This window comes from Vreelandella subterranea (assembly GCF_900111305.1).
In the GTDB taxonomy this organism is placed as follows: Bacteria; Pseudomonadota; Gammaproteobacteria; order Pseudomonadales; family Halomonadaceae; genus Vreelandella; species Vreelandella subterranea.
On the sequence record NZ_FOGS01000004.1, the window covers coordinates 151,377 to 173,854 of the forward strand.

Annotated in this window: 19 protein-coding genes; 10 read left to right on the plus strand and 9 right to left on the minus strand. The window is 58.7% G+C overall.

Annotation, left to right across the window (positions count from 1 at the left end; translation table 11 throughout):
- The first annotated feature begins 44 nt into the window (after positions 1-44).
- Positions 45-560, plus strand: a complete 516-nt coding sequence (gene purE, locus BMX75_RS07695) for a 5-(carboxyamino)imidazole ribonucleotide mutase (protein ID WP_066321668.1) — start codon at positions 45-47, stop codon at positions 558-560.
- An 11-nt stretch (positions 561-571) separates the two neighbouring features.
- On the plus strand, positions 572-1,714 hold the full coding sequence (locus BMX75_RS07700) for a 5-(carboxyamino)imidazole ribonucleotide synthase (RefSeq protein WP_092826795.1): 1,143 nt from the start codon (positions 572-574) through the stop codon (positions 1,712-1,714).
- A gap of 263 nt (positions 1,715-1,977) precedes the next feature.
- On the opposite strand, the gene BMX75_RS07705 is transcribed toward BMX75_RS07700, so the two are convergent.
- The gene (locus tag BMX75_RS07705; protein ID WP_092826797.1) at positions 1,978-4,134 is read right to left on the minus strand and encodes a TonB-dependent receptor; all 2,157 of its coding nucleotides are present in this window, start codon (positions 4,132-4,134) and stop codon (positions 1,978-1,980) included.
- A gap of 248 nt (positions 4,135-4,382) precedes the next feature.
- Here BMX75_RS07705 and BMX75_RS07710 point away from each other — a divergent pair, with 248 nt between their 5' ends.
- Entirely contained in the window at positions 4,383-5,249 is an 867-nt protein-coding gene (locus BMX75_RS07710) for an ABC transporter substrate-binding protein (RefSeq protein WP_092826799.1), read from the plus strand.
- A gap of 267 nt (positions 5,250-5,516) precedes the next feature.
- Positions 5,517-6,383, plus strand: a complete 867-nt coding sequence (locus BMX75_RS07715; protein WP_092826801.1) for a putative RNA methyltransferase — start codon at positions 5,517-5,519, stop codon at positions 6,381-6,383.
- 94 nt (positions 6,384-6,477) lie between these two features.
- On the opposite strand, the gene BMX75_RS07720 is transcribed toward BMX75_RS07715, so the two are convergent.
- Together BMX75_RS07720 and BMX75_RS07725 are read right to left on the minus strand one after the other, a co-directional pair.
- On the minus strand, positions 6,478-6,684 hold the full coding sequence (locus BMX75_RS07720; protein WP_027336479.1) for a cold-shock protein: 207 nt from the start codon (positions 6,682-6,684) through the stop codon (positions 6,478-6,480).
- A gap of 221 nt (positions 6,685-6,905) precedes the next feature.
- On the minus strand, positions 6,906-7,121 hold the full coding sequence (locus tag BMX75_RS07725) for a TIGR02450 family Trp-rich protein (RefSeq protein ID WP_092826803.1): 216 nt from the start codon (positions 7,119-7,121) through the stop codon (positions 6,906-6,908).
- Positions 7,122-7,239: 118 nt separating this feature from the next.
- Here BMX75_RS07725 and BMX75_RS07730 point away from each other — a divergent pair, with 118 nt between their 5' ends.
- From BMX75_RS07730 to BMX75_RS07740, 3 genes are read left to right on the plus strand one after another with little or no spacing between them, the layout of a single operon-like run.
- Positions 7,240-8,505, plus strand: coding sequence for a dicarboxylate/amino acid:cation symporter (locus tag BMX75_RS07730; RefSeq protein WP_092826805.1), 1,266 nt, complete (start codon positions 7,240-7,242; stop codon positions 8,503-8,505).
- Between the two features lie 31 nt (positions 8,506-8,536).
- Positions 8,537-9,019, plus strand: a complete 483-nt coding sequence (locus tag BMX75_RS07735) for a nucleoside deaminase (RefSeq protein ID WP_092826807.1) — start codon at positions 8,537-8,539, stop codon at positions 9,017-9,019.
- A 24-nt stretch (positions 9,020-9,043) separates the two neighbouring features.
- Positions 9,044-11,122, plus strand: coding sequence for a TonB-dependent receptor family protein (locus BMX75_RS07740; RefSeq protein WP_092826809.1), 2,079 nt, complete (start codon positions 9,044-9,046; stop codon positions 11,120-11,122).
- A 76-nt stretch (positions 11,123-11,198) separates the two neighbouring features.
- Here BMX75_RS07740 and BMX75_RS07745 read toward each other — a convergent pair whose 3' ends face one another.
- The 3 genes from BMX75_RS07745 to BMX75_RS07755 form a co-directional block, all read right to left on the minus strand.
- Positions 11,199-13,706, minus strand: coding sequence for a glucose/quinate/shikimate family membrane-bound PQQ-dependent dehydrogenase (locus BMX75_RS07745; protein WP_092826810.1), 2,508 nt, complete (start codon positions 13,704-13,706; stop codon positions 11,199-11,201).
- A 221-nt stretch (positions 13,707-13,927) separates the two neighbouring features.
- A complete protein-coding gene (locus tag BMX75_RS07750) occupies positions 13,928-14,929 on the minus strand; it encodes an NADP-dependent oxidoreductase (protein WP_092826812.1) in 1,002 nt (333 codons plus the stop codon).
- A 205-nt stretch (positions 14,930-15,134) separates the two neighbouring features.
- On the minus strand, positions 15,135-15,464 hold the full coding sequence (locus tag BMX75_RS07755) for a septal ring lytic transglycosylase RlpA family protein (protein WP_245748445.1): 330 nt from the start codon (positions 15,462-15,464) through the stop codon (positions 15,135-15,137).
- 372 nt (positions 15,465-15,836) lie between these two features.
- Between BMX75_RS07755 and BMX75_RS07760 the strand changes: the two genes are divergently transcribed.
- Positions 15,837-16,952, plus strand: a complete 1,116-nt coding sequence (locus tag BMX75_RS07760; RefSeq protein ID WP_092826816.1) for a hypothetical protein — start codon at positions 15,837-15,839, stop codon at positions 16,950-16,952.
- Positions 16,953-16,969: 17 nt separating this feature from the next.
- On the opposite strand, the gene BMX75_RS07765 is transcribed toward BMX75_RS07760, so the two are convergent.
- The gene (locus BMX75_RS07765) at positions 16,970-17,848 is read right to left on the minus strand and encodes a DMT family transporter (RefSeq protein ID WP_092826818.1); all 879 of its coding nucleotides are present in this window, start codon (positions 17,846-17,848) and stop codon (positions 16,970-16,972) included.
- 104 nt (positions 17,849-17,952) lie between these two features.
- Here BMX75_RS07765 and BMX75_RS07770 point away from each other — a divergent pair, with 104 nt between their 5' ends.
- Complete coding sequence (locus BMX75_RS07770; RefSeq protein WP_092826820.1) at positions 17,953-18,831, plus strand: LysR substrate-binding domain-containing protein; 879 nt, start codon at positions 17,953-17,955, stop codon at positions 18,829-18,831.
- A 106-nt stretch (positions 18,832-18,937) separates the two neighbouring features.
- Complete coding sequence (locus BMX75_RS07775) at positions 18,938-19,495, plus strand: cytochrome b (RefSeq protein ID WP_092826822.1); 558 nt, start codon at positions 18,938-18,940, stop codon at positions 19,493-19,495.
- A gap of 4 nt (positions 19,496-19,499) precedes the next feature.
- On the opposite strand, the gene BMX75_RS07780 is transcribed toward BMX75_RS07775, so the two are convergent.
- Together BMX75_RS07780 and BMX75_RS07785 are read right to left on the minus strand one after the other, a co-directional pair.
- The gene (locus BMX75_RS07780) at positions 19,500-21,269 is read right to left on the minus strand and encodes a sensor domain-containing diguanylate cyclase (RefSeq protein ID WP_245748435.1); all 1,770 of its coding nucleotides are present in this window, start codon (positions 21,267-21,269) and stop codon (positions 19,500-19,502) included.
- A gap of 273 nt (positions 21,270-21,542) precedes the next feature.
- The gene (locus BMX75_RS07785; RefSeq protein WP_092826826.1) at positions 21,543-22,412 is read right to left on the minus strand and encodes a LysR family transcriptional regulator ArgP; all 870 of its coding nucleotides are present in this window, start codon (positions 22,410-22,412) and stop codon (positions 21,543-21,545) included.
- Positions 22,413-22,478: the final 66 nt, after the last annotated feature.

Consider the following 22,478-nt stretch of genomic DNA (forward strand, 5'->3'; position numbering starts at 1 on the left):
TATATTGAGCGTATTGATAAGGCCACGGGCCGGGGAGTGATGGCATGTCATCGAACAGCGCACCCAAAGTGGGTGTGATTATGGGGTCCAAATCGGATTGGCCGGTCATGGAACACGCTGTCTCCATGCTGGAGCGTTTGGGCGTGGCCTATGAAACCCGCGTCGTGTCGGCGCACCGTACACCTGATCTGCTGTTCGACTATGCCAAGGGCGCTGCCGAGCGCGGCCTGCAGGTGATTGTGGCGGGCGCGGGCGGCGCGGCTCACCTGCCGGGCATGGTGGCCTCACAAACGCCGCTGCCGGTGCTGGGTGTGCCGGTGGAATCCAAGTCGCTGAAAGGTCTGGATTCGCTGCTCTCGATTGCGCAGATGCCGGGCGGCATTGCGGTCGGTACCCTGGCGATTGGGAAGGCGGGCGCGACCAATGCAGGGTTGCTCGCGGCACAGATCGTCGGCTTGCAGGACACCGAGGTGCGCAATGCGGTGGAAGCGTTCCGCGCCGAACAGACCCAGAAAGTGCTCGATAACCCGGACCCACGCCCCGACCCGGAAGCCGAATAAGGAAGCCTGTAATGACGTCTACCATTCCAAGTAATATCGGTGTACTGGGCGCAGGCCAACTAGGCCGCATGCTGGCGCTGGCGGGCTACCCGCTGGGCAATCGCTTCACCTTCCTGGATACCACGGGTAACCCCAGCGCGGGTATCGGCGAGGTGATCGTCGACCCTGACAATCAGCACCTGGCGGCATTTCTTGAAAAGGTCGACGTGGTGACCTACGAATTCGAGCACCTGCCGGTTCAACTGGTGCGCGACATTGAACAGCACAAGCCGGTGTACCCCAGCAGCCGCGCCATTGAAGTATGCCAGAACCGGGTGGAAGAGAAGGCCCTGTTTGACCACTTGGGGATTCCCACGCCCGCTTACCGCATCGTCGAGAGTGCCGAGCAGCTCGAAGCCGCCGCCCACGAGCTGGGCTGCCCGGTGGTGGCGAAGTCCGTCACTGAAGGCTACGACGGTAAAGGCCAGGCGGTGCTCAAACAGCCCGAACAGGCAGGTGACGCCTGGCGCGATATCGGCCACCGCCAGCTGATTGTCGAAGCCTTTGTCGACTTCGTCCGTGAAGTGTCGATCATTGCCGTGCGCGGCCGGGATGGCGAGGTGGTGTTCTACCCCATGGCGGAAAACCAGCACGTGGATGGCATCTTGCGCTACTCGGTCGCGCCGCTGCCGGATATCGACGCAAGCGTTCAGCAAACCGCTGACCGCTACATTCGTTCGTTGCTGGATGAGCTGGACTACGTGGGCGTGCTGGCGCTGGAACTCTTCCAGGCTCGCGATGGCAGCCTGCTGGCCAATGAAATGGCGCCACGGGTGCATAACTCGGGCCACTGGACCATGAACGGTGCAGTGACCAGCCAGTTTGAAAACCACCTGCGCGCGGTGCAGGGCCTGCCCTTGGGCAGCCCTGAGGCGATTGCGCCTACCTGCATGATCAACGTCATCGGACAGGAGGGGGATAGCTCGGCTTTGCTGGCGTTGTCTAACACCCACCTGCACCGCTATGACAAGACCGAGCGGGCCGGGCGTAAGCTGGCGCATCTCAATATAGTGGCGGATACCCACGCCGAGCTGCTTGAAAAAGTGCGTGCCTGCCAGGCCTTGTTGCCGGGGGCGCCGCCTGTCTCGTGGAGTTTTGAATCAACTAGCCAGTGAGCGTCTAGACGAGCCCGGCGTCGTTATCGCGGACGAAAGCGGAGTCTGCCTCGCTCATGTAGCGGGTCGTTGACCCGGAGATTGTTGTTCAAAAGGCTGCTTTCATTCTATGAATCTTGGGCTGACAGGCTGAACTTTTCTTCGGTAACGATAGGGCAGACTGGGAAGGTAACCCCATTAACGCGAGTTAGATACAAACTCGCAGTAAAAAACGGGAGCGCTTCCTGAAAGCGCTCCCATTGCAATAAACCAGAGAGTGTTACTTAAAACTCGACGGTCGCCGAAAGCTTGAAGGTGCGCGGTTCGCCTTGAATCAAATAATTCGCAAAGGACGTCGAGGCGCCTGACCAGTAATCTTCGTCGGTCACGTTGTCGATGCCTGCGCGCCAGACCCAATCAGCGCCACCGACCGGTGTGGTGTAGCGCAGGCCAAGATCGAGGCGTGTCCAGGAATCCAGCTTCAAGTCGTTAGCCACATCGGCGTACTGCGAGCCCGTGTGCAGGATGCGCCCAGTGGCAGTGAGGCGCTCCATGAAGGGCGTATCCCATTCGCCACCGAGCACAAAACGATACTCAGGAACGCCCGTGGCGTCATTTCCTTCGTTGCCATCCTGTGTTTTGGTGAGTTCGGCATCTATCCAGGTCGCGCTGCTGAACAGGCGCACTCCTGTCGTCGGCTCACCGTAAAGGCTTAGCTCCAGACCACGATTACGCTGCTCGTTATCCAGGTTGCCGACGCCATCGACGACCGCTGCAGAGGGCAGCTCGATCTGGAACAGGCTAATTCCACCGCCGAGGTTGCCGTAGTCGAACTTGGCACCCACCTCGTGCTGCTCGGCATGGGCAATGCCCAAGTACTGACCATAGTTCAGCGCGTTGTTATCGCTGACCGTGCCGCCATCCTGCAACGCTTCGACGTAGTTGGCGTAAAGCGAGATATTATCCGTGGTCTTGAACACCGCGCCAACGGCGGGGGTTACCCGACGGTCGGCATAGCGATTGCTGCTACCGTTATTAGGACGTTCGTCGATCTCGAATTCCTGATAGCGGGCGCCCAGGGTGAGCAGCAGTCGGTCATCGATGAATCCAAGCGTATCGCTCAGCGTGACCCCTTGGGAGCGTTGGCGCCTCACGTTCCCTCCCACGTCAGGCGTGCCCTCCGGGCGAGATAAATCGACGGGATCGTAGATGTTGGTCGTGCCTGCCGCGAGGAAATTAAAGTCCGTGTCGAACTTGCGATAGGCGCTAGAGTAGCCAACGGTAATGTCATGGCTAACCGGGCCGGTCAGCACGTAGCCCCGAAGCCCCGCCTGGCTTGCGACGTTGTCGATATGGTTGTCGGTCTCGAAGTCGGTGACACTGGCATTACCCGCGTCATCGCTAAGGCGCGGCGTCGCCGACACGATGCCTTCGAGCGTGCGGTTACCCCCCAAGGCCGCGAAAGCGGTCCAGGTGTTGGTGAGGTCATATTCGCCTCTGACCATGCCGAAATTGGTTTCTAGCTCGGTTCCACCGAAAGAGGGGGTGTAGTTCAACGAGGAGTCCGGCGCAGTGGGCACCTGAGTGGCCGCGCCGGTGTTGACGCTTGAACGGCCAGCATCAAGGGTGAGCTTTTGATGACCGATATCGAACAATAACCGGCCTCGATCCCCACGGTAGTCGAGCCCAACGACGACGGAGGTATCGCGCTGGTTTTCGTCATCAATGGCGGTATCACCACGGCCGCGCGTGGCACTTACCCGTGCTCCCCATTGCTTCTGATCACCATAACGCTGGCTGGCATCGACGCCCACTTCGCCGTAGCCATCGGAGCGATAGCCACTGGATAGCTTGAGCATGGGGTCATCCCCCGCACGCTTGGGCTCGATGTTGATGGTGCCACCAATGCCGCCGCTCCCGCCGATGGGAATGCCCGATGTAAAGGCGCTGGCGCCTTTGAAGACTTCGACGCGCTCGGCAAGGTCGCTGTTGATGATCTGGCGTGGCAGTACGCCGTAGAGGCCGCCATAAGCCACGTCGTCACCGGTCAGGTTAAAGCCGCGCACCTTGTACGCTTCGCCATAGATGCCAAAGCCCAGCCCTACCGATACCGAGGCATCGTTCTGCAGGGTATCGCCCAGTGTCTGAGATTGCTGATCCTCCACCAGCTCACTGGTATAACTGACGACGTTGAAAGGCACGTCCATCGCGTCCTTTTCACCGAGCAGGCCCACTCGGCCGCCCGCCGCGATCTGGCCACCGGCGAAGGGCGGAGGTGGCGTATCTCCATAGGTCGGTACGGAACCCGTGACGGTGACGGTATCCAGGGGCTGATTGTCAGCACTCGTCTGCGCCCAGGTGGTCGCGGGTGTGATACCCATCGCGATCAGCGTCAGCGCGCGCAGGAGCCGTGCTTTGCGCGAGGTGTTCCCAAGAGGCATAGTGTCGATCCTATCGTTTTTACAGAAGCCCCCAGCCGCCGTGTTTTATGAATCCGATGTAAGAAAGCGGAGGGCTTGGCGGTCGTTTCATGATCATCTTTCCAGCATGGATACATATGATAAACAAAATGAGATGTATTAACACCTGCGGATAGCATTTTTTCCGTACTGCCTTGCAAAAAATGCGCATTGACGTCTAAATGTGGTCTCTTTTTTCTGATGCTCTTGCTGCTATGTGCCACCTCTCGATGCGCTCTTTTTTGGTCCGCTGCTGTTTAACGGCCGCTTGCTTTCTGCCCTTGCCGAATGCCCATGCGCAGTGGGCCACCATCAACTGGACCATTGCCGAAACGCTACTGGCCATTGACGCGCCCCTGACGGGTAGCGCTCAACAAAAGGGTTACCATGAGTGGGTAAGGGAGCCAAAGATCCCCGACGGTGTTGTAGATATTGGCCTGCGTTCACAGCCCAACCTCGAGCTCATGGCGCAATCGCCACCGACACAAACGTTCATTTCGCCGATGTTCGCCAGTTTGACAGAGCGTCTGGAGAGAATTGCCCCCGTCACGCCGTTCTCCCCCTATTCACCCGGCACCCATACCTGGCAGGAGATACAAACACTCACCCGGCAGCTAGGTGAGTTGACCGGCCACCAACTGCAAGCGGCGCAGCTAATCAACGAAACGCATACGTTGATGGACATGCTTCGCCAACAGCGCTCCGATGTACCGCCGTTACTGATGGTGCAATTCATGGATGCCCGTCATGTGAGGGTTTTTGGCGACAACAGTCTCTATAACGCCGTGCTTGAGCGAATCAATTTGACCAATGCCTGGGATCGGCCCACCAACGCCTGGGGATTTTCACTCACGGGCATCGAAGCGCTCTACGACTATCCTGAGGCCACGCTGGTCGTTGTCGAGCCGTTGCCCGCTGGGGTTGAAGACGCGCTGGCGAAAAGTGGTTTATGGCAACATTTACCCAGCGTTAAAAACGCCACTCTATTGCGTTTACCGCCGGTATGGAGTTTTGGCGCGCTGCCTTCCGCTCAGCGTTTTGCTCGTGAGTTGGTTGCTGCGCTTGCGTCGCGCAACATGTCACTAGCGAGCGATTGAGAGCCTAGCCCCCGCTTTCATTACGGTTTTCAATATTAGGACCATCACCACGCCAGGTTTGGCCGGGGAGCCCGCGCTTGAAGCTACCGCGAATCCCCTCTGTCACTCATTGCTCCTACTCGGAAGGAAAAGGGCTACGGTTATTCTATGAATCCAGGGTGTTAGTTTGAGTCTGCACAAATGAATGCTTCACTGCCCGCTATCTTTCTAGAAACGATGCGGTACCATGCTGCGCCTGGTTCGCTTTCTCTATAGGGCATTATTGGCATGAACACCTCCCCTTTTCAGGCGCTGGCCTGTCCGTTAGACGGTAAGCCACTGACACCGTCAGATAGCGCATGGTGCTGCCCGGCGGGTCATAGCTTCGACATTGCCAAACAAGGCTATGTGAACCTGCTGCTGGTTCAGCAAAAACGCTCCAGCGATCCTGGCGATAGCAAGGCGATGGTGGCCGCGCGGCGTCGGTTTCTGGAGGCGGGGCACTATCAGCCGATTGCCGAGGTGGTGAGCCGGGCGGTGTTTGACCACGCAGAACAAGCATTACCCCGCGATACCTTGTTCAGCTGCCTCGATGCTGGCTGTGGTGATGGCTACTACCTTCGGGAGTTAGCCGACGCGGCGGCGAGCCAGACGTCGCTTGCATTAATGGGGCTGGATATTTCCAAATGGGCCGTGCAGGCGGCGGCCAAGCAGGATAATAAACAGCACCCGCACAGCCGCTGGGTGGTGGGCAGCAATGCCAACCTGCCGGTTCAGAGCGGGGCGCTCGATTGTGTGCTTTGCATGTTTGGTTTTCCGGTCGTTGACGAGTTCGCGCGGGTACTCAAACCAGGCGGCCTGCTGCTACAGCTGGAGGCGGGGTCGGATCACCTGCGTGAATTGCGCGATATTATCTACCCGACGTTAAAACCGGAGCGGGCAAGTGATGTTGAACCGCCAGCGGGGTTCGCATCGCTGGGTTCAGAGGTGCTGCGCTACACGCTTACGCTCAACGATGCAGAGACGATTGCTGATTTGCTGGTGATGACGCCGCATTTTTATCGTGCTACCACTGAAGGCCGCGAGAAGGCCGCTGCACTTGGGGAGATAACCTTGACGGTGGACGTGCGAGTCGTGCGGTGGGAGCGTATTTAAAGGCAGTTTTCATAGATGCCAAACGCAACAAGGCCCGCCTAAGCGGGCCTTGCAGTCCGAACCCCGGAAGGTTCGGGCAAACTGCTAACGGATGTTAGGAAGTTTGCTTGATGTTTGAAGCTTGTAGGCCTTTCTTGCCTTGGGTAACGTCAAAAGAGACGCTAGCGCCTTCTTGGAGAGATTTGAAGCCGTCGGCTTGAATCTCGGAGAAGTGGGCAAAGAGGTCGTCGCCGCCGTCAGAAGGAGCGATGAAACCGAAGCCTTTAGTGTCGTTAAACCATTTAACTGTGCCAGTTGCCATGATGTAGATCCTTTCGCGCAAAAGCGCCTTAATTAAGTTCCTGGTATTACCCAGATTTAAGTAGCGGGTGAAACAAGGAATACAATGTCAGGCTGCCGAAATAGATCGTACACTTCTGAAACCATGCTGCTTGCTAACCACTGACGACACAGTGCCATGGATCGTTTTGGGTGTCAAAACCTTTCAGGTTTTATTTTTCTAAACCTCATGGCACCCATTGGTTATTGCCAGCCCATTTTCCACACGCTGTCATCTTTCAAGTGCTGCCACGGCATGAGCGTTTCCCGGTGGGAATAGATAGCCTCGACGACAACGTCCACCACGTTCTCATCCTCATCCCGGATCAGCTGGGTAACCATGAAGTGCTTTTCTTTGTTGCGCGGGTGAACCGCCGTCCATTTGCTATGGTGCAGCTTGCTCGGATTGATCGTGTTCATTGGTGCTCCTTGTTACCGACGTATTCAGGGCAAATATCACTATGCCACACTGATATAATAATGAGCGTGCTTATAATGTTAACATTGCGAGCATATTCAATCCTGTAAAGGACACCCAATGAAACGCATATGGAAAGCCTATTTTCAGGCGTCGTTGATTTTACGCGTCACCATCGCGCTGGTGCTGGGCGTTGTAGTCGGGCTTGTGGGTGGAGAAACAGTGGCTGCCTGGCTGGCGCCACTGGGCGATCTGCTGCTGCGGCTGCTGACGTTCCTGATTGTGCCCATTGTGCTGTTTACCCTGATGGTGGGCGTGAACCAGTCCCGGGAGGGCAGCGCGGGCCGCATCGGCGGCAAGGTGCTCGGCTATTACCTGGCGTCGTCGGCGCTGGCGATTATGGTGGGGTTAACCGTCGCGACGCTGTTCAGTCCAGGCAGCGGCATGACGCTGGATGAGGATGCCAGCTTCTCGGTGCCGGATAATCCGGGCGTTGTCGACACGCTGCTCAATATCGTGCCGAACAATATTATTGGCGCCTTTTCCGAGCTCAATATGCTGGGGATCATCTTTACGGCGCTGGTATTCGGCATCGCGCTGCTGAAAATGCGCCAGTCAGCGCGCCAGCATGCCATGGGCGAGCGGCTGTATGAGGTGATCGAGTCGCTGAACGAGGTCACCTTGAAAGTCATGTCGGGGGTCTTGCATTACGTCCCCATCGGCGTCTTTGCGATTGTCGCTGAAACGGTGAGCCGCCAGGGCCTGGAAACGCTGCTGTCATTGGGCGATATGGTCGTTGTTCTCTACATTGCGCTGGCGGCGCATCTGTTGATCTACTGCGGCATCATGAGCCTGTTCGGGGTAAAACTGCGCACTTTCTTCCGCGAAGCGCGCACACCGATGCTCACGGCGTTTGCCACCCAGAGTAGTTCCGGCACCTTACCCATTACGGTCAATGCCGCCCGTCGCTTGGGGATTTCCAAAAGTATTTATGGTTTCAGCCTGCCGTTAGGGGCTACCTTGAACATGGATGGCGCGGCGATTCGTATCGCCATCTCGGCGGTCTTTGCCGCCAATGTGATCGGCGCGCCGCTGGACTTTATCAGCATGGTGCAGATTGTGCTGATCGGTACCCTGGTGTCGATCGGCACGGCCGGGGTGCCGGGTGCAGGCATCATCATGATTGCCACCGTATTTGCCCAGGTGGGTCTGCCGATTGAAACCGTTGCGCTTTTGACCGCTATCGATGCCCTGGTCGGCATGGGGTGTACGGCGCTCAACGTCACGGGCGACCTGGTCGGCACCTCCGTTATTGCGCGTAGCGAAGGCGAGTCGTTAAGTGAAGAACCGGCTGACGAAGCGACAGTAGCGGCGGCAAAGGGGTAGCTTGGAAAACCACGCAAGGTGAGGAGAGCCCATGTTGGATGAGCGAGAGCAGCGCTACCTGGCACGCGCCGTGGCGCTTGCCGAAGAAGCCCTGAAGGCTGGCGATGAGCCCTTTGGCAGTGTGCTTGTCAGTGGCGATGGTGAGGTGCTGGCTGAAGATCGCAACCGCATCGCTGGCGGCGACGCTACCCAGCATCCCGAATTCGCCCTGGCACGATGGGCGGCCCAGCATATGACGCCAGAGGCGCGAGCACAGGCCACGGTGTTTACCTCTGGCGAGCATTGCCCGATGTGCGCAGCGGCGCATGGCTGGGTGGGGCTGGGGCGTATCGTCTACGCCAGTTCCTCGGCGCAGTTGGGTACTTGGTTGGCCGAACTGGGCGTGGCACCGCCCCTGGTGGCAACCTTGCCGATTCAGCAAGTGGTGCCGGGCCTCCCGGTAGAAGGGCCGGTTGCTGGCTGGGACGAAAAAGTGCATGCCCTGCATCAGCGACGTCATGAGGCTATTCGCTAGGTATAAGAAATAGTAAGACAGAGCATGTATACACACTCTTTTGATGCCCTGGGAGGGACCCCTGTGAAAAGACTCACCACCACCTCGGTTTGCCTGGCGAGCTGCTTGCTAACCCCTTCAGTCTGGGCACAGCCGAATGACACAGAACTGGCAACCGTTGAGGTCACCGCTCCCCGTTTGGCCCGCGAGCTTTACGCAACCCCTGCGGCCGTTTCAACGCTTGAATCGGATGCCATTGCCCAGGGGCAGCAGCGCGTTCGGCTTGATGAATCGCTGGTGCGGGTGCCCGGCGTGTTCTTGCAAAACCGCGATAATTTCGCCCAGGGCCAGCGCATCTCGATTCGTGGCTTTGGCGCCCGCGCGCCCTTTGGCGTGCGTGGCATCACGGTCATGGTGGATGGTATCCCTTATACCCTGCCGGACGGCCAGGCCCAGCTCGATGCGATTGACCTGGACAGCGCTGAGCGTATCGAAGTGATCCGCGGGCCGTCGTCAGTACTCTACGGCAATGCAGCAGGCGGTGTGATCGATGTGACCACCGCCGATGGCCGCGATAACCCCGGCACGAGCCTGCGCGCCGAGGCAGGCAGCGATGGCTACCGTAAGACATCCCTGCAAACCGGGGGGAGCCAAGGCGACTGGTCGCACCACGTTAGTCTCTCGGCGCTCAATGTCGATGGCTATCGCGAGCAAAGCTCGACGGAAAAGTACCTGTTGAATGCCAAGCTTCGTCGGGAACTGGGCAGCGAGCGGGCGTTGACCGCCATCATCAACCTGTTGGACAACCCGCGCTCGGAGGATCCTGGTGCCTTGAACGCGGATGAAGTCGCAGAAGGCCGTGATCAGGCCGCGCCGAATTCGCTGGCGCTGGATGCAGGACAAAGCGTGGACCAGCAACTGCTGGGGTTACAGTACGAAGACCTGGCCGCCGGCCCCGGTGAGTTATACCTCAAGGGGTTTATCTCCCAGCGGGATTTTGAGCAGCAGTTGCCTTACGTCGGTGACAGCCGCATCGGCTATCAGCGGGATTACCTGGGGGCGAGCGCCGAGTACCACCATGAGGTGACCTTGGGTGATCTGCCGCTGAGCTATATCGCAGGCGTCGAGGTGGCCCGGCAGGATGACGAGCGCTTCCGCAAGGACGTGAACCCCCAGGGCGTCGTCGGTGAGCAGTTGGCTGAAGAAACCCAGACGGCCACCTCGACCGGCGCCTTCGTCCAGGGCGACCTGGCCATGACCGAGAAGTTGACCCTTTCCCTGGGCGCGCGCTTTGATCAGGTGGAATTAGAGGTGGATGACCGTTATCAGGATGACGGCGACCAGAGCGGCGACCGCCGCTTTAATGAGTGGAGCGGCTCGGCGGGGCTGAGTTATCGCTACCGCCCCCAGCATCAGGTCTACGTGAATACCGGCACCGCCTTTGAAACACCGACGTTTTCGGAGTTTGCTAACCCCGAGGGCGGCGGTTTCAATGCGGCGATTGAACCCCAAAAAGCCTGGAACCGTGAAGTGGGGGCGCGAGGCTATCTGGCGCCGCTGGCGTTGGATTACGACCTGACGCTGTTTTCGGTGCGCGTGCGCGATGAGTTGGTGCCGTACGACGAGGGGGATCGCACTTTCTACCAAAACGCCGGTGATACCGACCGCGATGGTATCGAACTGGCGCTGGGCTGGCAGTTTGCCGACCAATGGCGGCTGGATAGCGCCTTGACGCTGGCGCGCTACGAGTTTGATCGCTTCGCTACACCCACAGAGCGCTTTGGGGACAATCGTATCCCCGGTTTGCCGGAGCAGACCTGGGTCAACCAGTTGACCTGGGAAGGAAGCGACGATCGCTTTGCCACGCTGGAAACCCAGTATACAGGCGACATGGTGGCCGATAACGCCAACGAGACAGAGGTTGATGACTACTGGCTGTTGAACCTGCGCGCGGGCAATGGCTGGCGCCTGGGAAAAGATACCCGACTCAACGCCTATGTCGGCGTACGCAACCTGCTTGACGAAGAGCACTACGCCAACGTGCGTTTAAATGCAGGTTTCGGCCGCTATTACGAGCCCGCACCGGGGCGCAGTGTTTATGGTGGGGTAGAAGTCAGCTTTTAAAGCTTTAGCCATTAAGACAAAAAACGGGCGGTCCTCGGTAATCGAGGCCGCCCGTGCTTGCTATGGATACCCGAACTTACTCCGGTAGCGCGTAGCCAATCACGTAGTCACCCATTTGGGTACCAAAGGTGCCGTGGCCACCGGCCGTTACCACCACGTACTGGCGGCCGTCTTCCCCGGTGTAGGTCATGGGTGTCGCCTGGCCACCTGCGGGCAGGCGAGCCTTGAACAGCTCTTCACCCGTGGTGATATCGTAACCGCGCAGGTACTGATCCAGCGTACCGCTCAAAAACGACACCCCGCCGCCGGTGGTCAGCGGGCCGCCAAGGGCTGGCACGCCTACTTCAAAGCCAATCGGCAGGTCGAAGGGCATGCTATCCCGGGTGGTGCCATTACGATGCTTCCAAACAACCTCGGCTTCCTGCAGGTCGATACCCGCCACATCACCCCAGGAGGGCGCTTGGCAGGGCAGGCCGAGCACTGACAGTAGCGGCCCCAGCTTGACGGCGTAGGGCGCACCGGCATTGACCTGCAGACCCTGTTCGCTGGCCGAGCCCTGGCCCTCTTCGACCTCTTCACGGGGAACCAGCGTCGAGACAAAGGCCAGGTACTTGGCGCCGGTGAACAGCGCCTGGCGTTCGGGGTCAACCGCGACACCGCCCCAGTTCATCACACCGACGTTGCCCGGGTAGACAATGCTGCCCTCAAGCGAGGGCGGTGTGTACTGGCCCTTGTAGCGCAGTGAATTGAACTGAATGCGACACATCATCTGGTCAAACGGTGTGGCGCCCCACATGTCGCTTTCGGTGAGCGGCTCCGGCAGCAGGTTAAGTTCGGAACGCGGCTGCGTCTCGGCGGTCCAGTCGCCTTCAACGGCGCCCAGTGGGGCCGGGACTTCCTCGATGGGCACGATCGGCTCGCCGGTTTCGCGGTTCAACACGTAAAGGCTGCCCTGCTTGGTCGGCTGAACGACCGCTGGCTGGGTGCCGTTCTCGGTAGCGAGGTCAATCAGTACCGGCTGGGCGGGTGTGTCCATATCCCAGAGGTCGTGGTGGACAAACTGGTAGACCCACTCGACCTGCCCCAACTTAAGGTCGAGGGCTACCAGCCCGGCGCTGTAAGTCTCGTCGTTGGCGCTGCGGTTGGCGCCGTACTGGTCGGGCGTGGCATTGCCCATGGGCAGATAGACCATGCCCAGGTCTTCATCGACGCTGATCGGCGCCCATACATTGGGCGAGTTGCGGGTGTAGGTTTCACCGGCGTCCAGCGGCTCGGTGTGGTGGGGATTGCCGCTGTCCCAGTTCCAGACCAGCTCACCGGTGTGCACGTCAAAGGCGCGGATCACGCCGGAGGGTTCATCGGTGGAGCTGTTATCGGTGACGTGGCCACCGAGGATAATCAGGTTCTCGGTTACCGTGGGGGGCGAAGTGGAATAGTAGCCGCCGGGGTCAAAGTCGCCGATATTGCGCGTCAGGTCGACTTCACCGTCATCGCCAAACGCTTCGCAGCGCTCGCCGGTATCCGCATTTAGTGCAATCAGGCGCGCATCGGCGGTAGGCAGGTAGAGCCTGCGCGGGCACATCACGTCGGCGGCGCTGGGCATGCGGGGCGCGATGTTGTTGGCAGTGGCGCGGCCAGCCGTCCAGGTCAGCAGAAATGCCGGGTCGATAGCGAAGTCATCGCGGTTGTTGAATAGCTCGAGCACACGGCCGTTGCCAGCTGTGTTGGCGTTGTCGCTTTCTGCATAGCTACCGGCATCGTAATAGGCGAGGCCGCGGCAGGTCATGTGCGCCCAGCCGGAGAAGTCCTCTGCGCCCATGGTGCTGATCTCCGGGTCGAAGGACCAGTTGGTCTCGCCGGTTTCCGGGTCCAAGGACATCGCCCGACTGTGCGAGGTGCAGATGTAAAGGCTATCGTTCACCTTGAGCGGCGTGTTCTGGTTGGTGATTTCCGGCGGCGCGTTAGGGCCTGCCTCGTCGCCGGTCTGAATGCGCCAGACTTCTTCCAGTTCGCCGATGTTGTCCGGCGTGATCTGATCGAGACTCGAATAGTGCGTGCCCGCGTTGGTACCGCCATAGGCAGGCCAGTCGTCACCGGCCACCTGAGCCGGGTTGACGGCTTCCTGATGGTCGCTGCGCTGGGTATCGAGGGTGCCTTCAACGGTGGCCGGGTCGTCAAGCTGACTGGCCAGGGCGACGCCAATCGAGGCGATAACGGCCAGGCCAAGCGCCATGCTGCCGCCGCGGGAATCAAGGGGTTTGCGCCACCACGGCAGGAGCAGCACAATGCCGATCAAACAGGGAATGGCCACCCGGGGGACAAGTTGCCACCAGTCCAGGCCGACTTCCCACAGCGCCCATCCCAGGGTGGCGAATAAAACCAGCGCGTAGAGCCACAAAGCGGCTCCCTTACGCAGGGCGAGCAAGACGCCGCTTGTGACAATGGCAATACCCGCTATCAGGTAATACGCACTGCCCCCCAGGCTAAGCAGCTTGCCGCCGCCAATCGCCAGGGCGAGGCCCGCGATGATGAGCATTAGGCCAAGTAAGATAGCGGGCCATTTTGCCCGCTTGCGGTCTTCCATGAAATTCCCCTTTTCGTGAATCCTGGATCGCCTTCGATCCCCTCGAACAATCATCAGGCGCCATCTGCTTAACGCGCTAACTATTTTAAGAGTCAATACATCAATGGTCTAACGGTTTTGTGTATTTCTCAATGATGTGAGCGGTTAGGGTAATGAGAAAGCCGCGCTGGAAGGCCAGGCGCGGCTTAAAAATACAAGAGGGAGTGACGTTCACTGCCGCATCAATTCAACTTGACCAGCATTTTGCCGGTATTGTCGCCATCGAACAGTGCCAGAAACGCATCGGGGGTGTTTTCCAGTCCTTCTTTGACGGTTTCTTTATAGTCGAGCTTGCCGTCGACGACCTGGGGGGCGACTTCCTTGAGGAAGTCCGGGTAATGTTGCCAATGATCCGCCACGATGAAGCCCTGCATTCTCGCCTTGCGCACCACAAGCTGGGCCAGGTTGCTGGGGCCGGGGACCGGTGTTTTGGCGTTGTAGCTGTCAATCATGCCGCAGACCGCAATCCGTGCGCCCTCGTTCAACTGGCTTAGCGCTGCTTCCAGGCAGGTGCCACCGACGTTTTCAAACACCACGTCAATGCCTTTGGGGCTGGCCAACTGGATGGCATCGCCAAGCTCTTCGGCGCTCCGGTCACGGTAGCTCACGGGTTCGATATGCAGCGATTCCAGCCAGGCGAGTTTGTTGGCCGCGCCCGCAATGCCTACCACATGGCAGCCTTTTGCTTTCGCCAACTGCACCGCCAGTGAGCCGACGGCACCGCTGGCGGCACTGACCAGAACGTTATCGCCAGGCTGACAGTTGGCTATCCGGTTAAGCCCTGTCCAGGCGGTCATGCCCGGCATTCCCAGCACGCCGAGGTAGGCCTGTTCGGCCACGCCAAAGTCCGGCAGCACTTGAACACTCGCGGAGGAAATCTGTGCAATATCGCGCCAGCCGCCCATATGGCCGACCAGATCGCCTTCTTTCAGGCGCTCGTCGCGGGAGGCAATGACTTCGCCAACGGCACCGCCTTCCATGGGCTTGCCCAGCTCAAATGGCGGCACGTAAGTGTGCAGGCCGGTCATTCGGCCACGCATGTAAGGATCTACCGAAAGCCAATGGTTGCGGATGCGGACTTCGCCGGGAGCGAGATCCGGGAGCGTTTGGGTTTCCAGTTGAAAGAGTTCGCGTTCGGGGCGACCTTCCGGATAACGGCTTAGCGTAAAAAAGCGTGACTGCATGGTGCCTCCAGCGACGATGTTCTTCAAAGCGGCGTTCTTCAAAGCGGTGCTCTTGAAACGGTGTTTTGAATAACGTTCCGTGTTACTTAGAGACCGTTAGCGTGCTTGATAGTTTCGTCGCGAATCCTGGCAAAGGACGCACAAAAAAACAACGGGCGCTTGAGCGCCCGTTGATGTGAATGCAGTAGGTCGTGGTAGGGCATCGCTAGTTCAGCAGCGTCACCATGACCGGTGCGACGCCGCGCTTCAGCATGCCCAACTCACGCGCTGCGCTTTTGGACAGATCAATGATACGCCCTTGCACGTAAGGGCCGCGGTCATTGATCAGGACCTCGACTTCTTGTCCGGTATCAGGGCGCTTTACCAGCACCTTGCTTCCAAAGGGAAGGCTCGGGTGCGCGGCGGTCAGCGCCTGTTGATCAAAGGCGTCACCACTGGCGGTGGTTGCGCCTTGAAAGCGGTCGCTGTAGAAGGACGCAACGCCGCGCTGTGTATCGGCTGGTGTCCCGTGTGCCAGAGCGCTATTCACTGCCATGGTGAATACGGCTATGGCAAAGCAAAAACTCAATAACGTGTGTTTGATAGCTCCCATAGGAGTACCTCAGTGTGTCGTGTCGCGGGTTTCGCATCCATCGATGAGGTGCCAACTTGGCGACCTGATAGTAACGCTGGACCTTATTCTGAGCAAGCTTTTAGACGATCGGCGCTATTGGCCTCATATTGGCTTCTCTTGTGTACGATATTTGGCGCCTTTTAATTCAGCGGCTTATCCAGGGTTGTGGATGGCATCATGCCTACAAAAAAAGCGAAACCAGATGAGGCTGCCAACCCAATGGCGGCGATTATGCGCTTATAATGCCGGTTTGAACCCGACCATATCCATCTGCCACAAGATCAAGGAGTGCTCATGGCTAAATCTTCTCCGCTTGGTTATCTGCTTGTCGCCGTTGGCGGCGGTGTTATCGGCTTTTTGGCGGCACAGGCCATTACGCTCAATATACCGTCCGAGCTAGCACCTGATTCCCAAGCCGACCGGGACATTGCTGAGTCGAGTCGTTTGGCAGGTCTTGAGCGCGTCACCCTGGGGGAGCGCTTGAGAGGCGAGGTGACCTCTGTAAGTGCGCTCAACGGCAATGATGGCAGCCGTTTCGAGCGCTATGTCATCGCCCTGGATGAAGACGATCTGGTAGAGGTATCGCTGGCGGGAGCACTCCAGGGCGTGGTGGCGCTCTATGATGACCAGCTTCAACTGCTGGGTAGCGCCGGGGTATTGCGCCAGCGCATCGAGCAAAGCGGCGACTATATGCTGGTGGTCAGTGGTGCAGACGCCCAAAGCTACGGCCCTTTCACCCTTGAAAGCCGTCGCCTTGAGCTCAGCGATACGGACACCCTGGCGTTGGATACGCCGCTGGATAGCTGGCTGCAGAGCGATGAGCGTGACTATACGTTCACGATTGAAGAGGCGGGCATGTACGACATTGACATGCGTTCCGATGAATTCGACGCCTACCTGGTGCTGGAAGGGCCCAATGGCTACTACCGCGAGGACGACGACAGCGCGGGTAACCTGAATGCGCGTATCGCCGATTTTCTGGCGCCCGGCGACTATCAAGTGACAGCACGTTCGGCCTACGGCGACGGCGAAGGTGTCTTTACCCTGGCGCTGACGCCCCGTGAGTTGCCCAGCGATATCCAACTGCGTAATGCGGGTGAGTTGACCCCGGGCGAGTCGCTCAATGGCTGGTACAGCGGTGAGTCGTTGACCTATGAACTCACCCTCGACGAAACATCCAGCGTCACGCTCGACATGCGTTCCAGCGATTTCGATACGTATCTTGAGCTTGAAGGCAACGGCGTTGCGTTAAGCGATGATGACGGGGCAGGTGGCACGGACTCGCGCATAACCGAACAGCTGCTACCCGGTACCTACACGGTCACCGCCCGGGGCTACAGTCATACCGCCAGCGGTTTATTTGAGCTTAGTACTCGCGCCGAGCCAAGCGAGGGAGAGCCTCAGCTGTAAGCGGGATGTGCCTGGCATCAACGACCCGCTTTCAGGCAGCCCACGACCACCAGGGCGCCAGCCACCGGCAGGCGCCAGTCCAGCGTGCTCATGCCGGCCAATACCAACAGCAGCGCTGCCAGAATAGGGACACCATAAGCAAGACTGCCCACCAGGCTGGTATGCCCCCAGCGCAGCGCTTTATCCCAGGCCACCATGGCGATGCCGTAAGGGCCAAGACCCAGTGCCATGCCGGTCAGCACCGCTTCACTGCTGGGTAATGCCATCTGCCCTTCGAGTAACGCACTCGCGGCCGCGGCCATCGCACAGGCAATCAGCAGTAAACGCGGCAGCAACGGCGTTAGCGGTACCGGCGCTACTTGGCTAAGCCAGGAATAAAGTGCCCAGCAGCAGGCGGCTAAAAGCGCCAGCGCATAACCGGTTAGCGCAGTGTCGCCCCCACCCCCAGACGCCTGGGGAATCAGCAGCAGGGCCGCACCGGAAAAGGCAATCAGCGCACCGACCAATCCACCCATCCGCAAACGACCCAACCGGCTCCACTGGCTGAGCAGCACGAACAGCACCGGCCAGGTATAGGTGATCAATGCCGCTTCAGCCGCGGGGGCCAGCCGCATGCCGATAAAATACGTGCTGACGGCACCAATGATCAGCAGCGGAATACCCAGCCAAATGCTTAGCTGCCAGGTGTGGCCACAGCTGGCAACGTTAACCCGTCGACTCAGCGGAAGTGTTGCCAATGCGCCCGCCAGCAGCGTCAAGGCCGTGAGCTGAAGCGGCGGCGTGGCGCGGGCATAATCGGCCAGAAGGGGGGCGGCACTCCAGAGCATCACGGCCACCAGCGCCGCGCCAACACTATAGCTACGTGGAAACGCAACGAGTGGATTGACGGGATGCATGAGCGGTCTCCTGACTTGCCTTGAAATGACCTGCACAGCATACTCATTGCCAACACATCACAATATCGATCTTTTTTGATCCTTTTTATCAAGGAATATGATGTATGAGGGCGCCGACGCTGGATCTGACGTTACTCCGCACGCTAGTGGCAATCGCCGACACCGGCAGCGTGACGGCGGCTGCAAAACGCCTGGCCTATACCCAGTCGACCGTCAGCATGCAGCTTCAGCGTCTGGAAACCCAGCTGGCGCTGACCCTTCACGAGCGTGAAGGGCGCAAACTCCGCTTTACCCCGGATGGAGAACGGTTGCTTAACCATGCCCGCCGCTTGTTGATCCTCAATGACGAAGCCTGGAGCGACATGCAGGCGCGCCAGGTAGGCGGTGAGCTGACCCTGGGCATCCCGGAAGACTACGCCTCATTATTGCCTTCCGTGTTTGCCTACTTTCACCAGCTATACCCGGGCGTGGGGCTTCAGGTCAGGTGCGGTACCAGTGGCGACCTGGTGGAACGCGTAAAACGTGCCGAGCTGGATCTGGCGCTGGTGACCCGACAGCGTAATTCCCCAGGCGGCGAGATCATTCGTCGCGAGCCTTTGATATGGGCGGTAGGCGTTAACCAGCAGCCATCGCTAACCGACCCGCTGCCACTGGCACTGTATTCACCCGGTGCGGATGTGTTTCGTGAGATCGCCGAACAGGCGCTGAAAAACGCCGGACGCGACTGGCGCGTCGCCTATACCAGTCAATCCATGGCAGGGCTGGCGCCTATCGTGACGGCCGGGTTGGCGGTAGTGGTGGTGACGCGGAGCATGCTGACGCCGCTGTTAAGGCCGCTTGACGAGACCAGTGGCATGCCGTCGCTGCCGATGATTGAACTGGCCCTCCATCGCGCACCGCATCGCCCCTCGGAACCCGCACGTCGGCTGGGCGAACTGATTCGGGAGCAATTGGCCGCACCGGTTGATGCCTGGGCGCCCTGACGGCAAGCGTTGACGGTGACAAGTCGGCTTTATCAGCGAAGTTGCCCAGAACTCGCTAAACTAAGCGCAACTAAGCGAATTCTGGGCGGTTGTAGAGGAGTACAGCATGCACGAGTTAGACCACTATATTTACCCGCACCGGGTACTCCACTGGCTGGTTGCGGTGGCGGCGCTACTCTCGCTGGCGAGCGGTTTGACGCTCGGCTTTTTAGGCTTTGAACGGACGGTAGAGCTGGTCGGTACGGGGGTTACAAACCTGCTTTACACCAGTCATAAAACGCTGGGCGTGACCATACTGCTGCTGATGACATTGCGTATCGTCACCCGGATCGCATTCGTGGTGCCCGATCACGACCCGCCCTTGAACGGCTTCGAACGTATTGTCAGCACCAGCGTGCATCATCTGCTCTACGCGGCCTTGATCGTGATGCCGCTATTGGGCTGGGCGGCAACGGCCAGCGGCGGTTTCCCGGTAGAGTTCTTTCATTGGCATCTGCCAGGGCTGATTGGCGAACGTCCGGCGCTTTCCGAGCGGCTCTTTGCCTGGCATGGTTGGCTCGGCTGGGCCATTGTGGTGCTGGTAACCCTGCATGTGTTGGGCGCGCTTTACCACTGGCGCATCAAACGCGACAACGTGATGACGCGGATGAGCCTGTTTGACTAACGCCTTACGGCTTTGCTGAATAATAGCGTATAGCACGGTCGGCTCGGCTGGCTTTGACGTCGTACATTTTTTCATCGGCTTCGCAGACCAGGTTCTTCAAACAATCGTGATCACCTTGGCTGATGCTCAGGCCAATGCTGACGTCAATGCTGACCAGCTCACCACAAGGGAGTTTGATGGGCTCGCGTATGGCGGCATTGAGGCGTTGGCGAATGTCGTTGAGGACGGTGACGTCGTCAACGCCTTCAATCAATAAAATGAACTCGTCCCCGCCAAAACGGGCGCAGCGGTCATGCGCACGGGCCAGGTGTTCGATACGCCTGGCGACCTGCTGAAGCACAAAATCCCCGGCTTCATGCCCATATTGATCGTTAATGGGCTTGAAACGATCCAGGTCGAGCATGAATAGCGCCACGGGTTGCCCGATATGCTGAGCGCGTTGGAGGGCTTTTTCGGCGCAGTCGGTGAGGCCTTTACGGTTCAATAGCCCGGTCAGCATGTCGCGAGTGGCGAGACGTTCGAGCGCTTTTGTGCGGTCGGCCACTTTTTGTTCCAGTACTGCTTCCTGGCGTTTCAGCGTCATCAGCATTTCGTTCTGAGCGCGTTCTTTTTGTCGCTTCAGCTTGTTGAAGCGGGCGGCCAGGGCAAACGATAACAAGAGCATTTCCATTGCCGAGCCAATCTGAATGCCGTGCAAGGTAATAAAATTGGCCGGCAAAATACCGAGATTGCGCAGCGCAAACACGCAGGCGCCAACCAGAAACAATGACCATGCCAAGACAAATATCCGCGCGCTGGGTACGCGCTGCGTGATGCAGTAAATCCCGCATATCAGGATCGTCAGCGCGGCCATGAACCCGGTCACGTCCATCAGGCGCAGGGCCGGTTGAATAGGTAGCAACACCGTCGCCACGAGCGCGAGCAGGCAGTAGACGCGGAAATAACTCAACAGTCGGTGCCAGCGGGGCGTGAATTTTTCTGTTTCAAGAAAGCTTTGGGCAAAAAACGTACCCATGGTCGAGGCGAAGATGAAACCAATAGCGACCAAGCGTGAGGTGTTTTCGCCCAGGGCGCTCCAGAACATCAGGGTGCCGATGCCATTGAAGGTTAAAATCGCGACGGTAAAGCCCAGCGTAAATAGCGAATAATATAAAAATACGCGCTCCTTGAGACCGAAAAATAACAACAGGTTATAAAGACCAAGGCCCAGCAATATGCCGAAATAGGTCGCGAGCCAGAAGTTATGCCGGTCATTCTGCTGGTAAAACGCCTGCTCGGAGAGCAGGTTATAGTTCAGCATCTTGCTGCCCGCCGCATTGACCCTGGCGTACAGGGTGACCGTTTCGCCCGGCGCCAGACTTAACGGAAATACCGCCTGGCGATGGGCAAGCTCGCGCTGCTCCTTGGGCACGGCGCTACCGCTTACTTTCTGTTCATTATAATGCTCGCGCATCACATAAAGCGTCACGCGGTCCAGAAAGGGATATTCAAATTCAACGATCCAGCGCTGGGAACGTGCCGTCGGGTTCTCGACCTGGGTGCGCAGCCATACCTCGTCGGAGGTATAGCCAAAATTCAGGTCGCTTTTGTGCTGAGCCTGGATGAACGATGGGTCGCGCTCAAGCAGCTCGTTAAGTGTGAGAGGCGCATCGCTATGCCAGAACTGGGTGTGGTCGGTAAGCGAATAGCGAGACTGATCGACCGAGGTGGTCAGCGAGGCGGCAGCTGGCTGCCAGCAGGCTATCCAGCCTAGCAGCAGCAAAAGTAAGCCCAAACAAACCTGGCGGTGTAACAAACATGCATGCATAGGAGGTCGCTTTGGTTATGTTTTTCTGACCCCGTGCTGTTGTCCCTTAGCGCGGCTACCGATATCGGGGCATTGGCTTGGTTATCACAAAGGAAGCTTAAGATACTCTGGCAGCTGCGTCGTTTTGATGACACGTATTGCGTCAACGATAATTCAGCCTTTCACCCTGGGACTGCCGACCTTTGATGGGCTAGTGCCATTGTAGAAGGGTTATGCCACCGCGTAGGAAAAATGGATGATCTAGGTCAAGGTGACTTGCGAAAGTCGTTCGGTGAGCCGCTGAACCAAGGTGCCGCTATGTCGCCAGTAATGCCAATAGAGCGGGACGCTGAGTGCTTGTCCTGGCGCAATGCTGACCAGTTGGCCGCTGTCGATCAGCGCATGGGTCTGTAATTGGGGCATCATGCCATAGCCAATGCCAGCCGCAGCCAGGCGAATAAACCCCTCCGACGAGGGGCATAGGTGGTAGGGAAAGCGGCCATGGTAGCCGCACTGGGCGAGAAACTGGTGCTGCAACTGATCATGGGGGCCGAAGACGATGGCCGGGGCCTTTTGAAAAGCGTCATCGCTGGGTCCTTCCGGGAAGTGCCGCGCCGCATAGTCAGGTGAGGCGAGCGGATGGTAGTGCATTTCGCCCAGCGCCAGACTGCGTGCCCCGGCAATCGGCTGCGGTGTGGCGCACAGGCAGGCCGCGACATCGCCATCGCGCAAACGTTTGAGGCCGACGTCCTGATCCTCGATAACAAGATCCAGCAAAAGCCCCTCAGCCTGGCAGATGTCGGCAATCGCCTCGGCCCACCAGGTCACGACGCTATCCGCGTTAATCGCAATGCGCAGACGAGGAGCGGGATCATCCAGCGTGGGCAATGAGCCGCGCAGGTCGCGTTCTAACAGCTGGACCTGCTGGTAATGGGTTAACAGCCGCTGGCCTGCCGGGGTCGGCGCCAGGTGTGGGTGGCGGATCAACACGGGCTGCCCTAACCGCACTTCCAGGGCTTTCAAACGTTGGGAGACGGCCGACTGCGATAGCCCCAGCACGTCCCCTGCGCGCTCAAAACCGCCGCATTCCACCACGGTTGCCAGGGCATGGAGCAGTTTGTAATCGAGCATAGTGGCGTCCAGATTGAGCACAATGCTTGAAATTAACCAATAAACCGTGGCAAAACAAATGCGGTG